We start from the raw sequence: 16,989 nt of genomic DNA on the forward strand, positions 1-16,989 counted from the left end.
CTTATTGCTTTAGCAATTTTTTAAATACTTCTTCAGTTAACACTAGATTAGCATTTTTAATTAAATCATAATCAATTAGTACTTCTTGTTCCTCACATTTTAAATATATTTTATTATTTTCGGCTTTAATTATTTTACCCTGATAACGAGTTTTGCCGTTCAATAATTCTTTAAGTTTGATTTTAACTTCTCTTGCTAAAAATCTATTATAATTTTCAAACTTTACTAACGGACGTTCAAGACCGCTTGATGCTACCTCTAAAGAATATGCAGCTTCTATTAAATCTTCAACATCTAGAATAGCGGAGATAGTCCTACTTGCTTTAGTACAATCTTCTACAGATACTTTTTCGCTGTTTAAGCTATCAATCAATATCTCGACTACTTTAGGGTTAACACCTTTAAACTTCACAAGAACTAACTCAAACCCCATATCTGTCAAGGATTCTTCTATTACGTTTGTTATTTGTTGTTCAATAGTTTGCATATTTGATATTTATAACAAAAAAGGTGGGATAAACCCACCTATCTATAATTTTTATAATGCTTATCCGTAACCAAAATACACTAATTAGAATATATAAGCAATATTTAACTTTATATTTTTGTAAAACTACATATTCATAAAGGGGCAAATACTCGATAATCCCTCTGGTCTGCTTAGAGATGAATCATAGTCTCCTCCTGATGAACAAAATGCTTATACATGAATCTGAGTATACACATCACCCCCATTTTCGCTTCTAATATATGCTGCACATGATCGTTAAAAGAATGAGGCCCACAAATTTCATCAGTTTCACCTTTTAAAAGGCCTAATAAAAATTCTTCAGCTATTCTACCGGTATGATAATGTATATTATCGTTCTCATTAATATTATTATAACTATCTTGAGTATAAAATTTATAGTGAATTTCAGTATAGCATATTGCGGCCATATCAGTTAATTTTTTTACAACTGCATCTAATTGAAATGTATCACTGTTTTTATTTCTAGTAGAGTGAATAATGTGCATAACGGCGGAAAGCTTAACATTTTCTTCATTTGTTATACTATTAATTCTAGAAATAGAATGGCTTGCTCCCGACCCGCCGCTGATAAGAACGAGATCTTTATTGTTTTCTATATCCGATTCAATATATGAAGGGTGTACTTTTACCAGATGATTTTCAGAATCAAATAGATAATTTGTTACAGTTCCATTAGGATTTTTCTTTATTAAGTATTCATAACAATGACCTTCTTCATCATGACCGGTTTTTATAACTGTAAATTCACTGTATCTTTCTCCTACTTTAAAAGTAATAATTTGCCTATGTTTGTGCGGTATTACTTTTTGTTCAGCACTTTCTATTTCGATTTTTATTTTATGACTTTCAAACTCGCTATATTATACTTTGCTTTTAATTCATCATATTGCTTCTTTTCAGCACTTACAAAATGCTTTCCTACTATATTTACGTTACCACAGCTTGTTACCCTCATCTACATTTGATATAAGCTCTTCAGCAACAGGTTGATATCACTCTGAAGGAATATTACGCCCTACATGTATCAACAATTTTTGATACCGCCCTCTTTTACATTTATGATCATTCTCTAATGCTTGGATTGGATCACTTCTAAAAGATCTACTTCATCTGTTTCGCTATATGCACTTAAAACCTTTAGAATACTACTGCCGGTAAGATTTAAAAAATTTTTCATTGCATTTGGCTGTATTCCTTTCTCAGGTTTTTCAGTATTAAAACCCTTACTATTAAAAAATTCATTTACCACTGCTTCATATTTAGTTGCTAAATTTCCATAAAAATTTAAAGATTTAGTAATATCAAAATTCTTAAATAGCGCAGCAGTTTTTCTTATTTCTCTCACTATAGTTGTTCTAGACATAATTACTCCTTTTTGAATAATATAACCTTTACTACAAATATGCATTTAAAATACATATTATAGTAACTAGACTTATATAGACGTTTTTTTAAGGTAAAAATAAATAAAATTTTTGCAGTTAACAAGTTTTACCGACTACGGATTACGTAGCCTTATATATCTTGCTTCAACACCGGAAAGAATTTGTAGTGTAAAAGAGATATCAGAGTACCATAATATTTCCCTTAATCATTTGATAAAAGTGATTCATAGATTAGCACAATTAGGATATATTAATAGTAGTAAAGGAAAAGGAGGAGGAATTAAGCTAGCATTTAGCCCTTCTTCCATGAAGTTGGGAGATATAATAGAAAAATTAGAACCTAATATGGATATAGTAGAATGTTTCAATAAAAATACTAATAGCTGCAGAATTACAAATTCATGCCAATTTAAACATTTTATTAAAGAAGCAAGTGAAGCATTTATAAAAACATTGAATAATTATACATTAGAAGATGCAATGATTACTAAAACAATTCAAATTAAGGATAAACTATAGAAAAATAAGCGTTTTTCTTTTTCCGCATATTAAAAACTCTTGATTCCCCTTAGCTCCTAGTATTGGACTTGCTATTATACCGAATATTTTAAAATTATGCTCTTTCTCAAGCCAATCTTTGATTTTATCGCATACTTTTTGATGTAAGAGAGGATTTTTAATAACTCCTCCCTGCTCTACTTCATGCTTTTCGACCTCAAACTGCGGTTTTATTAAAGCAATAAGCATGCAATCTTCTTTAACTAAATTTAGTGCAGTCGGTAATATAGTAGTTAAACTAATAAAGCTGGCATCGCAAACAATTAAATCAGGCTTCGTTATTATTTGTTTATCGGTTAAATATCGTGCATTAGTCTTCTCAAGCACCTTAATGTGTGGATTATCGCGTAATTTAGGATGAAGTCCGCCATAACCGACATCTACGGCAAAAATTAATTTTGCTTTACGCTCAAGTAACACTTCTGTAAAACCGCCGGTGCTACTACCGATATCAATACAAACTAAATTTTCGGGATCAATTTTAAAATAATCCAAAGCGGCAATTAATTTTAATGCCCCTCTTGAAACATAATTATGCTGCGGTAGCTTTACCTTAATGTCGGTGTCATTTATATTAACCTGTATCCCAGGCTTAATTAACTGCTCATGCTTATTATGTACTTTACCTTGGATAATCAAACTTCGTGCTATGGTAATATCTGTTACAAAACCTTTTTGCAGCAAATATTCATCAAGCCTTATTTTAGTCATTACTGTTTAAATTTGAATTTAACTTATGTTATAAGGGCCCATTAGATAGAAAATATACAATTTATCTAATTGAAAGTTACAGTTTCAATTAGACATAATATATTTGAGCCATACAATAATGCTACAACTGAAGGGAACATGGTACTCTAGAAAAATATTCAAACCCTAACCAATATATGTCTTTTCTTACCGGCAGAGAGCTTTATAACTTTTTTATCGAGTAAGAAATGAGTGTTAATTATCATATTTTCATCTGCGACTAATCTATCATTTATCTTAGCACCATTCCCTCTTATAAGCTTGCGTGCTTCCGATTTAGAAGTAGCAAGCCCTGCTTCATGAAATAATTCATATGCACTAATACCTGCTTGTAATACTTCCTGCTCTAAAACAACGGTAGGTAAATTCTCATCGATTTGTCCTTCTTCAAATATCTTTACTGCAGTTTCTAGAGCTGATTTTGCTGCCTGCTCCGAGTGACAAAGTTTAGTTAGCTCATAAGCAAGCTGTTTTTTAGCTGCATTAATATCTTCTGCCGCTAAACTCTCAAACCTATTAAGCTCTTCTTGAGTGAACTCGCTATATAATTTGGCAAATCTAACTATGTCGGCATCTTCGCAGTTACGCCAATATTGGTAATAATCATACGGGCTTAGCAAATCTTCATTAAGCCATACCGCTCCCGCAGCAGTCTTGCCCATCTTAGCACCGGAGCTAGTCGTAAGTAGCGGTGTCGTCATACCGAATACTTCTTTGCCGCTTATTTTACGAATTAAATCGGCTCCCATTACGATATTGCCCCACTGATCACTACCGCCAAGCTGCAAGCTGCAATTGTAATGCTTGCTTAAATAGTAAAAATCATAGGCCTGCAATAACATATAGTTAAATTCTAAGAAGCTTAAATGCTGCTCACGCTCAAGCCTTAGTTTTACCGAATCCATAGTCAGCATACGGTTTACCGAGAAATAGCTACCAAAATCCCGTAGAAAATCTAGATAATTGAACGAATCTAACCACTCTGCGTTATCCAGCATAATAGCATCACTTTTACCGTCACCGAATTTGATAAACTGCGACAAAGATTTTTTAATACCTTCGGCATTTTTAGCTATATCTTCTTTGCTTAAAATTTTGCGCACTTCGTCTTTCCAAGTAGGATCACCGATTTTACTCGTACCGCCGCCGATAATTACAATAGGCTTATGCCCGTGCTGCTGAAGCAATCGCAGAATCATTATCTGCATTAAACTACCGATGTGGAGTGATGTAGCAGTACAGTCAAAGCCTATATACGCAGCTATTTTTGTTTCTTTCGTTATAGCAGTTAACCGATCCAAATCGGTACATTGATGGAAATATCCTTTATTTATAAATTCTTCTATAAAACGCATATATTATTTCTTATCTTTTAAAAATTCCTTTTTTGCTTTTCTGCTAGGAAATAAAGTGTTCAGGAAAATAGCATCTTTATCACCTTTTATATAAAGTACTGCATATACTTGCGCAATCATTTGAACATTTTTTGACCTTTATATTGCTCTTGATTATGATGTAATTTAATATCTAATAAATTACCGTCAGCAATCGACTGTATTATTTCTTCAAAGCCTATACCACCACGCTCATTCAATAACTTAACGTTCTTTGCATGATTATCTCTATACTTGGTCATATATTTAGAGTTTAGTAGTGTCTGAATGAATTAGCATATTAAGATAGGTCTGATAAGGCAAACCATGCTTAGAAGCTTTAATTTTTATTGCTTCTATGTCATGTTCTGCAATCCTAATAGTAACAGATCTTTTTTTACTAAGATGTGCTTTTGCAAATTTTTGAAGCAAAACTATTGCACTTCTATCATCAATTTTTTGCTGCTTTTCAAAATTATCTTCAATATCTTGTTCGTAAGAATCTAGTTTGATACTCATAATACAAACATTTTCAATGTTATAAAGAATGTAAGTACTTTGTCAATACTTGATATATTAGATTATCATGCGAATATTTGTAAAAGCAGCAATATCAACGGCTGCATGGAGATTTTATGCTCATCCTACAGTTGCTATGGGGATTTGTGTTGGAACAGCTCTTGCATATTCACCGGAGAACACATTTGAGTTATTAAAAAATACGACTTATACAGGAATAGAAGCAGCAAAATTTGCTTATGAAAATACAGCAGGGATAGTAAACGGAATAGCCGGCTTAGCTCATCTTGTGTATGATAACTTACCAAGCTACAGCGAAACTCCTAAAGTGGATCTAGTCGGTAGCATAGAAATTTCATGGGTAGATGCTGTTGCATAAATCTCTAAAATAGCCAATAACTAAAAAAGCTGATTATGTCATTCCTGCAAACCAGGGACGTTGTTGCATAAATCGGCGTCATTCCTGCAAGACATTGTTGCATGAATCAGTAAAATCCACTGTGTCATACCGTGGTTTGACCACGGTATCCAAAAAAATAACTTAAAACACTGGGGATGCCCGCTGCTGCAGGAGGACATTGCCTGCGTAGATCGATTCCACCATTGTCACCCCGTAGCCTGTACCTGCTGGGTCCAGTTAAACATACTAGTATTTTTTTTATCATATTTATGGATCCCGTGGTCAAGCCACGGTATGACAACAGGAAATCGATCCATACAGGCAATGCCCCACGGGAATGACATAGAATAAAAACTGTCCGGTTACCTTACTGATATCTGTTATATTTTATAATAATAAAATTTTATTTCGTTGTTTTTAAATGCATCTTTTTTATTCCTAAAACCCTTTTTCAAAGAGCTACAGGAAAAATTAATATTACCGGCTTGAGCCGTGTCCGGTCCTTCATTTTTTATTTTCTCTATATCCTTACTACTTGGTACTACAACGGCAATATGCCCTGCTCTTTTTGGATTAGCATTGTTATATACGGATAGAACAAAATATCCTTGATTAGCAAATTTTTGTGCTTGAATAAAACTATCATCACGATTTCCTGCTTTAACAAAATGCCATCCGTTCTTTATTAGATCTGTTTCAAGCCACTCAGCTTTCTTATTTGATAAAGTAAGGTATAAAAATTTTATCGCTTTCAGGATGGTAGAGACTGATTTGGAAACCCCAAGGCTGCACTAGCAGCATACGCAAAACAACTACAATGAGTCAAACGCTTTAACTTAGGAGAATTATATTTTTCTGTTTCTTCTAATAAAGTTGCTCCCAACTTACAATTTATTACATTACCTTTCTACCACTTTTCCTCAACATTTCAAGAGTTAATTACTGCTAAATTTTTTTTAGCACTTTCTGATATATTGTCTGCTTGTGCAGTCATATTAATCCAAAGTAAGTAAATTATGATTAATTTTATTCATTTTTTTCTCATATCAATTTATGAAGCTCTATATACAATATATAATATGATAATGCAATTATTAATTGTAATTTTTTATATTTTATTATTCAGAGAAACATAAGAACACTTTATGTTTCTTGACAAATACTATGCTTTTATATATGCTTCTTCGTATGTTAGCAACAAGAAATAAGTACTTAAAACTTAGGCACCCGTAGCTCAATTGGATAGAGTATATGACTACGGATCATAAGGTTAGGGGTTCGACTCCTCTCGGGTGCGCCATTCTTCAATTTCTTTCACTTTTATGAATGAATCAAACGGTGGACGCATCATAAAATCAAGCTTTTCAGGTTTAAGTGTTAGGTTAGCAAAAACTAAAGGTGGTAGAAAAACGATGCGGGCAGCATTATATATGGCCACTGTTACGTCTGTAAGATATAATTCGGCAGTTAAACCTTTTTATAAAAGACTTGTAAAACAAGGAAAAGCCAAAAAGTTAGCTCTTATCTTGACTTCTTAAACACAATTACCTATGTAAAGGATAAAGAACTTAAAGGCTTAGTTAAATGCCGTAAGCTGGAACGGACTATATTTTGAGCGAGGTGGATTTAGCTTTACCAAGTGAGATTTAAGCAAGAAAGAAACACATTTATTCTCGCGAAATAAAGATTTTTCTTCTATATAGAGTTATCTCCCAGTTGAGATATTGCTTTTTGACTGATCGTTTAAAGCTTTCCGTTGTACTTAGCAGCAATTATCTTTTGCCTAGGTTCATTTTTTGCTTCAGCTTCAATAGAAGAAGTGTCAGCAGTCAATTGCTTTTGTCTCTGTTTTTTCAAAGGTTCATGTTCTTTATCTTTGCTCTGTTCTTTCTCCGGGTTTATTTTAAGCAGGGTGTCCTTAATCTTTAATTCCCCTTTGCCTATATATCTTACTATACCGTTAATTGCTATTTTCTTCTCCTGTTCTGATAAAGCGTTATATTTTTCATATGCTGTTTTACCTAGCAAATCCTCTAACCAGTCAGGATTTTTTCTTATAACATCTATTAAATCCCATTCATATCCTACTCCATTTCCTCCGCTAGTAGTAATATTAAGCGGTATTAAGTGTTTTTGTTTACTCTTATCAGTAAAATGCAAATCTACATTTTTCGTTGCTTTATTTATAATTAAATCACAACTAATACAACAAAATTTAGACAATCCTATGTATTATATTTCTGCACTTAATTGATTATCACGATCTGGAAGTTGTGCTTTTATATACTGTATTATTCTCATTTCAGCATGAGCTTTATCGCTAAGTGGACCATCTAATACAATTTTATATGGTTGTTTTATAGCTTCAATAATTGAATGGACAAATTTTTTACTTGCATCAATAGTATCAGGGTTTAATGCATCTTCTCATTTCATCAAATCTCTGCTAGCTCTAGCTACTGCCTTCACTACTTTTGGACTTACACTGGTTACATTACAGACTTTTTGTTGAACCTCTTGATTATTATTCGGATATTTTTCTAGCTCTTGCAAAATACGTGGTAATATATCCTTATGGTCACTATTATTTTTATAATAATATTGTGCAACATCTAGAAGTAGCGCTTTTCGTTGAGTAGATAGATTTTGTTGTTGTAGAAAATTTTTTTGCTCTTCTGTAGGTAAAGCTGTGTAAGTAGCATAATCTTGTAAATATTTAAAAACTTTTGTGGTATGTGTCTCAATTTGTTCAACTTTATTTGTGTTCACACTAGAATTATGTAATTCGTTGAACGCTACTAAAATTTGTTTGCCGTCAAAACATACGGCACTACATTGGCTATTATATTGAATTAACCTACCTAAGGCATCAAAGCGTCTATTTTGTAAAGGAGTATCATTTTCTTTTATAATCTTTGAGTTAAGTCGAGTACGGAAAGCATATGCAAAATTCTGCAGATTTGAGTTGTTGTTGTCATTGAATAGCCCGTGGGTAGGATTCTCGTCAGCAAATCCAACATGAAATACCATATAAGGAACAAGTTGTTTTGGAATCATCTTTTCTGTTTTACTTGCTAAAACCGCTAGAACTGCTAATTTTTCAAAACTTTCATCCAGGGCTTCACTATTATTTTTGTGTATTTTCTTATAGTGTTCAGTAAGGATTTTTAAGGCAGATATAGATTCGTTTAATATAATACTTTTTAATAAAGCCTCTCTCGATTTTTTATCTCTTATGATTCCTCTACTGTCTGGCTATCTACATATTTAACACACTCTACTGTTAACCTTTCTTTCTGTGCATTTGTTAGATTTGCCATATAAATATTATTTTATAATTTTAATTCTTTTCTCCTAAAGCCTCAACGCTTTTCTCAAATATTGAATTATCAATATCATTACCGTCTACTAAAATCGTCATGTTACCTGGAATGCTTTTTAAGCTTTCCGCACCCAAATTGGTTATGTTATTATCTCTTAGATCTCCTAATTTAATGTTCATAAGCGCTAATTTTTTTAGAGAATTGTTTTTTTGTAGCATGTTCGCTATTGCTTCAAAACCTAGATCTCCTATTTCAATATTATTGCTTATGAGTAAAGTTTCTAACGCTTTATTTTCGGTTAATGCAGTAGTAAGTTCTTTTATATTATTATGGGTTAAATTCTTGTTATTAAGATTTAGAGTTTTTAACCATGGATTTAATTTTAAAGCAGATGCTATATATTTTCATCTCCTAAGTTATTTGTTTTAAATCTAAAGTATCAATAGATGTGAGGTTAAAAAATTTTCAATTACTTCTGCACTTTTTTCGGAGATTCTTGTTTCATTTAATATTAATTCTTTAATATATTGATTAACCATTAAAGCATGCAGTAATTTTATGACTCCCTCGTTTCTAAGGTTATTATACCCTAAATTTAACGACATTAATTTTGCACTGCTAATATTATTTGCGATAACGTCTATCCCTTCGGCAGTAATATTCATTTGTCCTATATCTAAGGATTTTAACGGTAGTTTTGAATGAAACAACTCACTAATAATTGCTGCTCCTTTATTTCCTACTTCACTACTACCTAATGCTAAAGAACTTAAATTAGGGTGGTTTTTAATAGCATCTATTAATATTCTTAAATATTCTATTTTCAGCGCAATAGAATTTAAAGATAAATATTCAAGAGAGGTATTATCGGCTAAAGCATCAATAAGAATGTTTATTTTTTCACTATCTAAAGAAGTAGAATTCAGGTTTAAATGTGATATTTGATTTAACTTTACAATTTTACTTAGATTTTTTATATCATCGTTACTAAGGTTGCTGCCATATAAATCAATTTCTTTTACTACAGTATTTTTCTCTAAAGTTTTAATTACAATTGACAAAAAACTACTATCTTCTTCATAAGGTAGTTCTACACGAACAATTTCAGGATCATTATTCTTAATTTTCTGCAACAATAAATCATTTCGACTGAGGTCAATTTGTTGTCTTTTGGGAGACTCATCTTTCTTCACATCATCTATGCTAAACAAGATATAGACATTGAAAAAGGTGGTAGTAATAATTGTTGTTTTACGTCCTATAGCGTCTCCTATCCAACCAAATATTAAAAAGCTCCAAAAGGTCTTAATAAATATGTTGAACAAAAAGCAGATACAGAATAAATAAAAACTACTTTTGGATAAGCCTTTGGCAAAAACAATTCATTGAATACTACTACCATATGTACATAAAGCATAAGGTCAAAATATTCAAGAAATGTACCAACAGATAATAAACCTATTGCTTCTTTTTGATTACGATTTAAGCTGCTTTGTTCTTTCTCATAGCCGAGCATAATGTCTTTATAAAAAATTAAATTGTAAAGAAACTTATACTGTTTTATATAAAAGTCAATAGGAAATTTCGCTTTATACGATAAATAAGGAAACGAAGTGCAACTTAACTCACTTCATATACTAATGCGTTGATCTTATATGAATATGGCATAACCTCACCGATAGTGGAAAACTAAAACCTATTAAGAACCAAGTTAAATAAAACTTATATCCCAAATATTGTTTGAATAGATAATTAATATATGCAATCAAAGCTACTGAAGCAACAATGATAGCTAAATTAATAAAACGATTTAATTTTGATTGAGGAAAATCAAAATATTGATAAAACAGTCCTCCAGAAATAGTAAAACCGAGTAATCCCCAAAATACCGTCCATACCCAAGCAAGACAATGCACGTCAATAATTTTAAGATAAGCTACCATCTGTACGGTTAATAGCCATAAAAACGCTCCAAACATATAAGGGTATTTTTGAATAATCTCTTCTTTGGTTACACTATATATAACAGCAATAACCATTATTCCAATTGTTATAGATGCAATAATATCAACCGGATAATGATAGCCCTTATAAATCAGCGCAAATCCCATACCGGTTAAAGTCACTACTATTATTATTCTTAATAAGGAATATATAATATTTGCAAACAACCAACCGTAAAATACTACGCCGCTGCTCATATGACCGCTAGGGAAAGCAAAACCTTTAATATTTAGAGCAGGATTCAAAGTTATTTCAAATATATATTTTAACAATATATTTAAAATTGTAGTGAAAAGTAATACACAAATAGCTTGTGCAAATAGTTGCCTCCTAATATAGTAAATCCGAATATTATGATAATCTCATAACACTCTTCTTGTCCAAATAACAAAAAAATTTTTGCTGAATATTGAAAAAAATATCCTTATTCATTACTTTACTTAATTTTATTTATATATAATTGAAGTGATCATAAATAATAAGCTATAGATATGAAAAATATTTTCCGCAAATTTGTATTTACTATTTTCGTATGTGTAATAAATTTACAACTAATTGCTGCAAGCTTTAACGAAAAAATACCTTTATATTTTAAATTAACTAACGAAAATCTGTTAGCAGGACAAAATGCGTTAAATATTGACCTTTGCGACTCTAGAATTAAAGAATGGTGTACAAAGCCACAAAGAGAGCTAGGGCTTAACGGAAAAAAAATAAATGATTACATATCTATTTCATCTGATATTAAAGGAGAATGGTGATTTGGCTGGTGGTATAACATAAATTTTACTCCAGAAAGCAATTTTGTAGCTCATCAAACTTATAAGGATTACTATCGAAGATTATATATTCCCTAATTTTGTCGGTTTAAAAAGTAATAATATAAGTTTCACGACTTTACCACTACTTCCTATTATTAAAGAAATGAATTATCTACAGGATAATATCGATATTTCCAAAAAATGCGTTCAAACTAAAATAGCTTTTAACTATCCTATCGCTCCTAACACTCTAGAGGAAAATAGAGTTTATAAAATCTTCAACTAAAGAAAAATTACCGTTTTCTATCAAATTCAATACCAATAATACGGAAGCAATGTAAAAGATCAAAATAATAAGACGCCAAATAACATAAGATATTCTTATAAAGAAAATGTATTAATTCCAAGTCTATCCTCATATTTAAAAATCACTAATAGTACTGCTACAATTGTTAAAGATGATAAACTAAAACCGGAACAGATAATTATAATTACCACAAATACACCGGTGTCGGGTGAGGAAATAAAAAAACATTTAGAGTTATTTTTCCGCAGGATAAGCCGGCTTTCTTAGGAGTTGCAGGCAAAAAAAACTATAAATGGCAAAATCCGAAAGAAATAACCGATGATATTCTTAAATCGAGTGAAAAAATAAATTTTGAGCTTTTATCTTCCGTCCCAAGCATTACTACTATGCATAGTTTTAAAGTAGATACGTTTGCCTCAAGAGCTTTGCTTGTTAAAGTAAATCAAGGTGTTAAAACATCGGATAATTTAACACTCGGCTCAGATTATTTTCAAATCGTACAAATACCGGGTAACCCTAAAGAAGTTAAGCTAATGTACGACGGTTCTATTCTTTCATTAGCTGGCGAAAGAAAGCTGCCCGTATATTCACTTGGCATAGATAAATTATATTTAGAAATCGATAAGAGTAATCAGCAAGAAGTTAATCATTTAATCAGCCAAACAAATAGATATAATATTTTCCAAAACCCAACTTTTATAAATGAATATACCTTTAATGCGTATAATATTTCCGAGGTATTTCAAGAGGAAGTAATAGTGAACTCTCAAAATTTAAATTTACCTCATTATACCGATTTAGATTTCAGTAAATATTTTAATGTAGAAGAAGCAGGCAGCTATTCCAAGGGGTTATTTCTAGCAAAAGTTTATGCTAAAGACAATAATAACATTATATCTCAAGATAAAAGATTAATTTTTTACCGATCTTGGTTGTATAGTAAAAACCGATCAAACCGGGATGCATCATATCTTTGTTTCTTATATCAATAACGGTAAACCGGCTGGAGGCGTAAAAGCAGATATTATAGGACTTAACGGTGAGGTGTTAGTAAGCAGCAAAACCGATAGTAAAGGACATGCCGTTTTATCAAATATAAATGATTTTTCAAAAGAAAAAACTCCCGTGGCTTATATATTAACTACTAAGGATGATTTTTCATTTATGCCGTATAGTAGAATTGATAGACAAGTTAATTATTCGCGGTTTGATGTAGCAGGAGCCGTTAGTTCTGATCAATGGTTAAAAGCTTATTTATTTTCCGATCGTGGCATCTATAGACCAAGCGAGCAAGGTCACATAGGCATTATGCTCAAACAAACCGACTGGCAAGGAAAATTTGACGGCTTACCTTTAGAAATACAAGTCACTAACCCTAGAGGAAAAGTAATAGATAAAAGTAAAATAGTTCTAGATGCAGAAGGATTCGGCGAATATTTATTCTCAACGCTTGATGATGCCTTAACCGGCTTATACAATATAAGCTTATATTTAGTAGGAGATAAAGGCAGCAATAACTATCTTAATAGCGTGTCTGTCAGGGTTGGTGATTTTCAGCCTGACTGCATGAAAATAAACATAAACTTCAATAACTCACAAGATGAGCTATGGACGAATCCAAAAGATCTTAAAGCAACCGTTAATCTCATAAATCTTTACGGCACTCCTGCAGAAAATAGAAAAGTCAGCGGCTTTATTGATATTAGACCTACCGAGTTTTTCGTACCTAGATTTAAAGAATATAAATTTTATAGTAGCAAAGGAAATAAAGAGTTTTTTTACGAACGTTTAGGAGATATTACTACCGACTCTAAAGGTACGGCAAACTTTGACCTTAACCTTGAGAAATATTATAACGCTACTTTTAATCTAACATTTTCAGCAGAAGGATTTGAGCCTGATTCAGGAAGAAGCGTAAACGCAAGCAAATCGCTTATAGTGTCACCTCTGCCTTATATTATAGGATTTAGAACAATAGCGATCTAAAATATATTAAGACAAAAACAAGCGCGGCAATAGAATTCATAGCCATATCAAATAAAGCAGAAAAAGTAGCTGCACCTAATTTAACTCTTAACTTAAAAAAGATTAATTATGTAAATAACTTAGTAGCAGATAGTAACGGTAATTATTCTTACAGTTCAGTACCTATTGAGACTAATATATCTTCTGACAAAATTAATATCACGACAAACGAAAGTTATATTTATAAAGTGCCTACTAAAGAAGCAGGCGATTACGTTATTTACTTAACCGATAAAGAAGATACAATCTTTGCCTAAGCTGAATTTTCGGTAATAGGTGAAGGAAATGTTACGGCTAATTTAACAGACAAAGCAAATTTAAAAGTTAAACTTGATAAAGATGATTATAAAGCCGGCGATACTATTCTTTTAAATATTATAACTCCTTATACAGGTTATGGGTTAATTACTATCGAGACCGATAAAGTACATAATTTTGAATGGTTTAAAGCTGATGCAAATAATAGCATTCAAGAAATAAAAATTCCTGACGGCTTTGAGGGTAAAGGATATGTAAATGTACAATTTATAAGAGACATAGAAGCTACGGAAATCTTTATATCACCGTTTAGCTATGCAGTAGTACCGTTTACTGCGGGCATTTATAAACATAAACAAGATATTGGATTAACACTTCCTGCAAAAATCAAATCGGGAGAAAAGCTAGCAATTCGTTACCGTACTACAAATCCCGGTAAAATAATAATATTTGCTGTTGATGCAGGGATATTATCATTTGCTGGTTATCAGACTCCCGACCCGCTTAATTACTTTATTAACGATAAAGCCTTGGAAGTCCGAACATCACAAATCATGGATTTAATATTACCGTAGCGTCCTTTATTAATGAAAGCTTATATGGCGGCTCCTGCCGGAGACGGTTGTATAAATGTCGCTAGAAACCTTAATCCGTTTAAAAGAAAAAGCCAACCTCCCGTAGCATTTTGGTCAGGAATTTTAGAAGCAACTCTTGATGAGAGAGAAGTCACATTTGATATACCAAGCTATTTTAACGGCACTTTAAGAGTTATAGGGGTAGCCCTCAAGCCTTGACTCTATAGGCACTGCCAAAAAGCTGCTTTATTAGTCCAATCTGATCTTATTATCAATCCAAATTTACCTTGATTTGTAGCTCCAAATGATGAATTTACAGTACCGGTAACAATCTTTAATAACATAAAAGATTCAGGAAATGCTCAGGTTTTTCTAAATATTGAAACAAGTGAAGGACTTAAAATATTAGATTATCCTAAAGAGATCCCGATAGACGAAAATAAGGAAGCTACTATTAATGTTAAATTAAAAGCGACTGATCAACTCGGTTCGGCAGATTTAAAGGTTGTGGCTTCTATAAATCACCTAAAGCCGGATATAATATCTATGGCAGTAGTACATAGCTCCGAATTAACTAGTACTACGAGCGTTCGCCCTGCTAGTCCGCGCGTTACAACAGTTAATACAGGCTTTATTACAGACAACAAGGCGAATTTAAAAATCTTACGGGATGTATATCCTGAATTTGCTAAACTACAAATTTCCGCTTCTAAATCACCGCTAGCTATTATTTCTGGCTTTAAAGATTTCCTAGATAATTATCCCTATGGTTGCACTGAACAATTAATAAGCCAAAATTTTGCCAATATTTTATTATATAATGCACAAGAGCTAGTTCAGATTCTTAAAACTGATCGTAAAAAAATGGATGAATCATTATCAAAAATATTCCAAACTTTATCAGAACGTCAAAATTATGACGGTGGATTTAGATATTGGAACAATTTTAATAACGATTCCGATCCATTTATTTCCGTTTATGCTATGCATTTCTTAAGCGAGGGAGCAACTAGATATTTAGCCGTTCCAAGTGATACATTTAATCAAGGTATTTACTATTTAGAGAATATGGCTAACAGATCAATAAACTCCTTAGATAAAGCAAGAGAAAAGGCATATGCGGTTTATATCCTGACACAAAACAGCGTTATTACTACAAGCTATATTGCAAATATTTTAAAATATTTAGACGAGTACCATAAAAATACATGGCAAGATGATTTGACTAGCGTTTATTGAGCAGCTAGCTATAAAATGCTGCAAATGAATGAAGAAGCGGAGAAATTATTAGACAGATTTACTCTAAATAAACCTATATCAAAACAGACTATCAGTATTACAATCCTCTAATAAAATATAGTCAGTATTTATACTTAATTTCTATGCATTTTCCAGAACGGTTAAAAGACTTTGACCCAAACATTGTACAGGATATCGCTCTTTTTGCTAAAGATAACTATAATAGCCTATCCGCAAGCTATGCTATTATGGCAATTCTTGCCTATGCCGATAAAATACATCATGTAGATGAGGCTACTATTAAAGTAACCTCTACAGATAAAGAAGTTACTTTAACAGGCAATAAAGTGATGATTGCTGAGCTGTCGGTAGAAAATAAGAATATCGACTTAACATCCTCAAGTAACGGCTTTTTCTATCAGCTTTTAACTTCAGGCTATGATAAGCAATTAACAGAACATAAAGAGATATTTAAAGGCATAGAAATAACAAAAAAATATCTCGATGAAAATAATAAAGAGGTTAGCAAAGTAAAATTAGGTGATAATATTACGGTGGAAATCACCATGCGTTCAGGTAGTAATAAAACCTTGAGCAATATGGTTCTACTTGATTTATTACCGGCAGGCTTCGAGCTTTTACCGGATAACAACCACATAAATATATTAGAACGCAAGCAGGAAATAATTATATGGAAACCGATACATATAAATAATCGTGATGATAGAGTTATGATTTTCGGTACTATTTCTGATCAAAAATGACGTATCAGTATAAAATCAAAGCAGTTAATAAGGGCATATTCTCTACTCCTGCTATTTACAGTGAAGCTATGTACGACCCTCAAACTTACTATCGTGGTGTTATAGGCAATATTATTGTGGAGTAGCATTACCCGCACGGTTTTTATGTCATTTCTGCGAAAGCGGGAATCCAGTAAAACCTACAAAAAACTTGTTTTTTTAGGTTTATTTTGTCAA

At 32.0% G+C, this 16,989-nt stretch carries 16 protein-coding genes, 1 tRNA gene and 2 pseudogenes; 6 read left to right on the forward strand and 13 right to left on the reverse strand.

The window, feature by feature from the left end:
* Position 1 precedes the first annotated feature (1 nt).
* The 3 genes from rimP to RSA_RS09550 form a co-directional block, all read right to left on the reverse strand.
* Positions 2 to 487, reverse strand: a complete 486-nt coding sequence (gene rimP, locus RSA_RS04130) for a ribosome maturation factor RimP (protein ID WP_014364822.1) — start codon at positions 485 to 487, stop codon at positions 2 to 4.
* A gap of 173 nt (positions 488 to 660) precedes the next feature.
* Entirely contained in the window at positions 661 to 1,017 is a 357-nt protein-coding gene (locus RSA_RS04135) for a hypothetical protein (protein ID WP_014364823.1), read from the reverse strand.
* Positions 1,018 to 1,601: 584 nt separating this feature from the next.
* Positions 1,602 to 1,895 carry a hypothetical protein gene (locus tag RSA_RS09550; RefSeq protein ID WP_230455885.1) on the reverse strand — a complete coding sequence of 98 codons (294 nt, stop codon included), beginning with the start codon at positions 1,893 to 1,895 and terminating at the stop codon, positions 1,602 to 1,604.
* Between the two features lie 112 nt (positions 1,896 to 2,007).
* Here RSA_RS09550 and RSA_RS04145 point away from each other — a divergent pair, with 112 nt between their 5' ends.
* A complete protein-coding gene (locus RSA_RS04145) occupies positions 2,008 to 2,436 on the forward strand; it encodes an Rrf2 family transcriptional regulator (protein WP_014364825.1) in 429 nt (142 codons plus the stop codon).
* Here RSA_RS04145 and RSA_RS04150 read toward each other — a convergent pair.
* The 4 genes and pseudogenes from RSA_RS04150 to RSA_RS04165 all read right to left on the reverse strand — a co-directional run bounded on the left by RSA_RS04150 (position 2,431) and on the right by RSA_RS04165 (position 5,117).
* Positions 2,431 to 3,186 carry a TlyA family RNA methyltransferase gene (locus RSA_RS04150; protein WP_012150998.1) on the reverse strand — a complete coding sequence of 252 codons (756 nt, stop codon included), beginning with the start codon at positions 3,184 to 3,186 and terminating at the stop codon, positions 2,431 to 2,433. The two genes, RSA_RS04145 and RSA_RS04150, sit on opposite strands and share 6 nt — an antisense overlap.
* A gap of 158 nt (positions 3,187 to 3,344) precedes the next feature.
* Positions 3,345 to 4,580, reverse strand: coding sequence for a tyrosine--tRNA ligase (gene tyrS / locus RSA_RS04155; protein ID WP_014364826.1), 1,236 nt, complete (start codon positions 4,578 to 4,580; stop codon positions 3,345 to 3,347).
* Positions 4,581 to 4,583: 3 nt separating this feature from the next.
* Positions 4,584 to 4,861: pseudogene (locus RSA_RS04160) on the reverse strand (hypothetical protein).
* A 4-nt stretch (positions 4,862 to 4,865) separates the two neighbouring features.
* Positions 4,866 to 5,117, reverse strand: a complete 252-nt coding sequence (locus tag RSA_RS04165; RefSeq protein ID WP_014364827.1) for a CopG family antitoxin — start codon at positions 5,115 to 5,117, stop codon at positions 4,866 to 4,868.
* Between the two features lie 67 nt (positions 5,118 to 5,184).
* Between RSA_RS04165 and RSA_RS04170 the strand changes: the two genes are divergently transcribed.
* The 3 genes from RSA_RS04170 to RSA_RS10485 all read left to right on the forward strand — a co-directional run bounded on the left by RSA_RS04170 (position 5,185) and on the right by RSA_RS10485 (position 7,055).
* A complete protein-coding gene (locus RSA_RS04170; RefSeq protein WP_014364828.1) occupies positions 5,185 to 5,496 on the forward strand; it encodes a hypothetical protein in 312 nt (103 codons plus the stop codon).
* Between the two features lie 1,244 nt (positions 5,497 to 6,740).
* Positions 6,741 to 6,817 (forward strand) — tRNA-Arg (locus RSA_RS04175).
* Between the two features lie 22 nt (positions 6,818 to 6,839).
* Entirely contained in the window at positions 6,840 to 7,055 is a 216-nt protein-coding gene (locus tag RSA_RS10485; RefSeq protein WP_012151004.1) for a transposase, read from the forward strand.
* A gap of 205 nt (positions 7,056 to 7,260) precedes the next feature.
* Here RSA_RS10485 and RSA_RS04185 read toward each other — a convergent pair whose 3' ends face one another.
* The 6 genes from RSA_RS04185 to RSA_RS04215 form a co-directional block, all read right to left on the reverse strand.
* Positions 7,261 to 7,740, reverse strand: a complete 480-nt coding sequence (locus tag RSA_RS04185) for a hypothetical protein (protein ID WP_014364830.1) — start codon at positions 7,738 to 7,740, stop codon at positions 7,261 to 7,263.
* A 204-nt stretch (positions 7,741 to 7,944) separates the two neighbouring features.
* Entirely contained in the window at positions 7,945 to 8,574 is a 630-nt protein-coding gene (locus tag RSA_RS04190) for a hypothetical protein (protein ID WP_014364831.1), read from the reverse strand.
* A 283-nt stretch (positions 8,575 to 8,857) separates the two neighbouring features.
* Positions 8,858 to 9,058: a hypothetical protein gene (locus tag RSA_RS04195; protein ID WP_012151008.1), complete on the reverse strand. Its 201-nt coding sequence runs from the start codon at positions 9,056 to 9,058 to the stop codon at positions 8,858 to 8,860.
* A gap of 213 nt (positions 9,059 to 9,271) precedes the next feature.
* Positions 9,272 to 10,033, reverse strand: a complete 762-nt coding sequence (locus tag RSA_RS04205) for a hypothetical protein (protein ID WP_041472400.1) — start codon at positions 10,031 to 10,033, stop codon at positions 9,272 to 9,274.
* A gap of 92 nt (positions 10,034 to 10,125) precedes the next feature.
* A complete protein-coding gene (locus RSA_RS04210; protein WP_012262466.1) occupies positions 10,126 to 10,356 on the reverse strand; it encodes a hypothetical protein in 231 nt (76 codons plus the stop codon).
* Between the two features lie 121 nt (positions 10,357 to 10,477).
* Entirely contained in the window at positions 10,478 to 11,116 is a 639-nt protein-coding gene (locus RSA_RS04215) for a phosphatase PAP2 family protein (RefSeq protein ID WP_014364833.1), read from the reverse strand.
* Positions 11,117 to 11,335: 219 nt separating this feature from the next.
* On the opposite strand from RSA_RS04215, the gene RSA_RS10490 reads away from it, so the two are divergent.
* Positions 11,336 to 11,605: a hypothetical protein gene (locus RSA_RS10490; protein ID WP_395164761.1), complete on the forward strand. Its 270-nt coding sequence runs from the start codon at positions 11,336 to 11,338 to the stop codon at positions 11,603 to 11,605.
* A gap of 18 nt (positions 11,606 to 11,623) precedes the next feature.
* Positions 11,624 to 16,898 (forward strand): annotated as a pseudogene (locus RSA_RS04220) (alpha-2-macroglobulin family protein).
* Positions 16,899 to 16,989: the final 91 nt, after the last annotated feature.

Source organism: Rickettsia philipii str. 364D (assembly GCF_000283995.1).
Taxonomy (GTDB): Bacteria; Pseudomonadota; Alphaproteobacteria; order Rickettsiales; family Rickettsiaceae; genus Rickettsia; species Rickettsia rickettsii.

Coding starts and splice junctions, on each gene's coding strand:
- rimP (WP_014364822.1), bottom strand. CDS start 487: ATGCAAACTATTGAACAACAAATAACAAACGTAATAGAAGAATCCTTG.
- RSA_RS04135 (WP_014364823.1), bottom strand. CDS start 1,017: ATGCACATTATTCACTCTACTAGAAATAAAAACAGTGATACATTTCAA.
- RSA_RS09550 (WP_230455885.1), bottom strand. CDS start 1,895: ATGTCTAGAACAACTATAGTGAGAGAAATAAGAAAAACTGCTGCGCTA.
- RSA_RS04150 (WP_012150998.1), bottom strand. CDS start 3,186: ATGACTAAAATAAGGCTTGATGAATATTTGCTGCAAAAAGGTTTTGTA.
- tyrS (WP_014364826.1), bottom strand. CDS start 4,580: ATGCGTTTTATAGAAGAATTTATAAATAAAGGATATTTCCATCAATGT.
- RSA_RS04165 (WP_014364827.1), bottom strand. CDS start 5,117: ATGAGTATCAAACTAGATTCTTACGAACAAGATATTGAAGATAATTTT.
- RSA_RS04170 (WP_014364828.1), top strand. CDS start 5,185: ATGCGAATATTTGTAAAAGCAGCAATATCAACGGCTGCATGGAGATTT.
- RSA_RS10485 (WP_012151004.1), top strand. CDS start 6,840: ATGAATGAATCAAACGGTGGACGCATCATAAAATCAAGCTTTTCAGGT.
- RSA_RS04190 (WP_014364831.1), bottom strand. CDS start 8,574: ATGATTCCAAAACAACTTGTTCCTTATATGGTATTTCATGTTGGATTT.
- RSA_RS04195 (WP_012151008.1), bottom strand. CDS start 9,058: ATGCTACAAAAAAACAATTCTCTAAAAAAATTAGCGCTTATGAACATT.
- RSA_RS04210 (WP_012262466.1), bottom strand. CDS start 10,356: ATGCTCGGCTATGAGAAAGAACAAAGCAGCTTAAATCGTAATCAAAAA.
- RSA_RS10490 (WP_395164761.1), top strand. CDS start 11,336: ATGAAAAATATTTTCCGCAAATTTGTATTTACTATTTTCGTATGTGTA.